Consider the following 3,643-nt stretch of genomic DNA (forward strand, 5'->3'; position numbering starts at 1 on the left):
GGGAACCCTTTTAAAAACTCGCTAAACATAACACGGAAACCCTGTTGGGGTTTCACGTGGAAGTTAAACCAAGTTTTAGCGGTTATTCTTTGCTATTATTCATAGCCGAAATAATGGATGAACCTAGAGATGCCAAAAACATCTGATTCCAGTCGATATCACGTAAAAAACTTTTAATCACCTCCCTAGCTTGCTCTTTTTTAACCAACATCTTCTACACTCTCTCTATCAAGAAAATATGAGTCTAAAAATGACTCCAAACACCCTTCTAACCCACGCTCAATACCGCTATTAAAATCCATAATTAACTCACCCGCAATAGCTACTTTTATTGATAACTGATAACTGATTTTATCTCAATCTATTCTAGCATTGATCACTGACTTTATTAGCAACAAAACTAGGCAACATCAGACCATCCTCTAGTAAACACATTTCATCTTCAAAAAATGATTCATAGGGCATTCCTGAACAGTTTAAAAACTTAACTTGATACTCCCAGATAGGGCTATCAAGCCCGTTGTAGTCATACCATGCCATACCCGTTATCCGACATGGGAACCAACATTTTTCGTCAGGTTTTTGCCAGTCTTTTGTACTGAAAACTTCTACTAACTGACCAATACGATATTTAGGCACTGGAATATTAGCGGAAATCAAGAATGTCACTTCACGACATTCTATTAACACTTTCTGTGCTATCATTTTAATACCTCATTGTGTGCTAGACCCACACTTTGGGGAAGTCCTCCCATTTCTCAAGTGGGAGGCATTTTAGTATTTATATACTTTTCCCTTTATGTGTAGTTCATGGCTTTTAATTGGTGATAGAGCCATAACTATCAGATAGTTGGCAAGGTATCAGCTTGATAGCATTTCTTTCACCTACTACTCGGTTAGTGTTACCACGACCCGCGAGTTGCTCTCCAGCATTGCTCGGTAACTTTATATTAACAACTATTGGCATGGATGTCAACCAATAAAAGACAATAAAAGAGTGAGTTTATGGGTCATGGTATCACAGGGGAAGAGTCGATTTCCTTGCGGAAATCTCACGGATAAGGACAACTTTGCTGTCTCTCACTTTATAGGGAATTCCTAGACTTTTAGCCATGTTTCTTAACTCTATAACTGTGTAGCTATCTAATGGTTTTTTGGGGGTGTCTACTACACTGTCTACAGGGGTGTCTACAGTTTTGGGTTCACTGGGTAATCTTGTATCCAATATGTAGTTAATGTTGTTGGCTAATTGTTCATACATTGCCTCTATCTTTTCTTCTATTTTCTTCTCTAACCTTGCCTCTAGTTCAGGGGTGTCTACTACACTGTCTACAGGGGTGTCTACAGTTTGTTTCATGGTTTCTAATAATAATCGTTTGGCTGTCAGGTTAAGGGTTTCACCTTCTTGTTGTTGACTTTTTAACCATTCTAACTCATCTCCTGAGAGACGGAATGACAATAACTCAGTTGCCATAGTGTATACGGGGTGTCTACAGGTGTCTACACTATTAAGCTAACATGGGTGTATACAGCCTGTCAACAGTCTTGGGTTCCCTGTAAAAACCTGTTTCCGAAAATGTACCCTTTAGCTCCCTTATCAGTTGACATACCTCTAGGAATACATCAGGCTCCCAATAATATATTTCTGTTGTCCCATTAACTACAGTTACCTCTACCTCTGAGTTTAAATCTAATATATTATTGTCATCTATTTTATATTGCTTGGTAGTTATATGGAAATCATACTCATAATTCATTATTGGGGGGTAAGCCTCAAGAACTGAAATTAATAAATCATGGGTTTCTATTTCATGATATCCCACCGAGTAGTCGTATCTATATTTCTTGATTTCCTCCCTAATAATCGAATTACAACACCACCATCGAGAGGGTACATTACTTTTAACTACTGCGAAACCATTACCCGCTTTTGCGTCTTTGCTTGCATACTTAGCAAAATACTTACCTACACTTTTTTCTATTTTTTGTATATCCCAACCTTTGACCCAAACGTCGGGACGATAACGCCATGTATCGTGTCTGTTAACTGTAGATGTGTTTTTTTCAAACATATCTACACCAGGATAATTACCTTCACGGTTTCCTCTTTTAATGGATACTGTAGTAATCATCTCCATTAATACCTGATACCACTTATCCTTAATTTTATGACAAATTAATTCCAATTCTTCTGACGTTAAATCATCAGGTTTGGCACTAACAGAAATATGTAAATGCAATGCACCCCGCTTCTGGAGTTCCCAAACGCTGAACAAATAAACAGGCTTTTTAACACGCCTTGGTACTTGTAACAATCGGTTCAGGATATAGCTGGAATAATTGGCTAACGCTTTTTTAGCTTTTGAAGTATTACCAGGCAAAGTAAGGGTTACTACATAACTATTCAATCCACAGGTTTTATTGACAACCTCACCTGCCTCTAACAACGTTCGACGGGCGTTACGTCCAAACACAGTGTTTTTGTAACCTTCACTGAAGTTTTTAACCCCTGTAGATACCTGTTGCACTTTTCTAATAATGTCAAGGCGGGCGTTACAGCGTTTTTTGAGTTCCTCTATGGTAGAGGTCGCTACTTGCTGCTCTTGACCCCGTACCTTAGCCCAAATTGTGACCCGTCCATCTGGGAACACTAGGTACATCTCGTCTTTATACTCAGAGAAAAATTTTGGCACTGGACACTTATGCCATCCCAGATCTAATTCAATATCTACCAACCACGCTAGACACGCTCGATACTTGTCCAGTTCATTCTTCCTCTGTTGCTCTGCATTGTCCCTGTATCGGTTGTGTCGTTTCGATACTTTGGACTTTATAAGCCTTGACTCGTCAGGGAGAAAAATATAGTCATCCCCCATCAGACGCGAACGCCTGGTGAAGTAGAGAGAGTTATTAGCGAAAGTTTGGAGACGTGCCACCGATAACGGTTTTAGGTGTATACAGTTTTTAGGGTCATCTGTATACAGGTGTTGACAGTCTTCTTGATTATCTGGTAATATGTCTATACAGAACATTGGACTCGCTTATCTAAAAGTGAGTCCTTTTCCCGTTTCTATTAGACTTTCTTATCAGTTCAACTGAAGAAACCCTTTTTAGGATACGATATCCTTATCATTAAAAAATGTAGTATTTTGTGGGTTCTGATTTAGGTCTTTTAGGGGACGAGTCAGGACTCTTTTTAACATTTGAATTATAGCAGAAATACCGCCAAAAGCCACATATAGCACTGAAAGATACACCGGAAACCCTAATAAGGTTTTAGTTAAAGATACACTTCGTAAACCCTAATAAGGTTTACGGAAAATATAAATATAAATGATGAGGGAAAGAATAAAAAAGGGTTCCCCCATTAAGGGAACCCTTTTAAAAACTCGCTAAACACTCTTCCAAACCACGCTCAATACCGCTATTAAGTAGGTGGTCATAAATAGAGTAAATAATAGAAAAGGATTGTTTAGGATAATTCTTGAGAGTTGCTAAGGGAATTAAATCGCAAGCGTTCAGAGGTACAATCATTTCTTTCGTTTCTATCTTCAATGGCTTGAATTACAGCTTGTATCAAATCATATTCATCTTCAAACATTCTGCCTGCCAGTTCATGAGCTTTCAATTGATGCCATTCAGG

General features: G+C 38.4%; 3 protein-coding genes. All 3 read right to left on the bottom strand.

Going from position 1 to position 3,643, the window contains the following annotated elements:
* Positions 1-366: 366 nt before the first annotated feature.
* The 3 genes from ACKPEB_RS00390 to ACKPEB_RS00400 all read right to left on the bottom strand — a co-directional run bounded on the left by ACKPEB_RS00390 (position 367) and on the right by ACKPEB_RS00400 (position 2,735).
* Positions 367-705 (bottom strand): hypothetical protein, encoded by a 339-nt coding sequence (locus ACKPEB_RS00390; RefSeq protein ID WP_408962780.1) that lies wholly within the window; start codon positions 703-705, stop codon positions 367-369.
* A 313-nt stretch (positions 706-1,018) separates the two neighbouring features.
* Positions 1,019-1,474: a hypothetical protein gene (locus ACKPEB_RS00395; protein ID WP_408962781.1), complete on the bottom strand. Its 456-nt coding sequence runs from the start codon at positions 1,472-1,474 to the stop codon at positions 1,019-1,021.
* 34 nt (positions 1,475-1,508) lie between these two features.
* Positions 1,509-2,735, bottom strand: a complete 1,227-nt coding sequence (locus ACKPEB_RS00400; protein WP_408962782.1) for a hypothetical protein — start codon at positions 2,733-2,735, stop codon at positions 1,509-1,511.
* Between the last annotated feature and the right edge of the window lie 908 nt (positions 2,736-3,643).

This window comes from Planktothrix sp. (assembly GCF_046067725.1).
In the GTDB taxonomy this organism is placed as follows: Bacteria; Cyanobacteriota; Cyanobacteriia; order Cyanobacteriales; family Microcoleaceae; genus Planktothrix.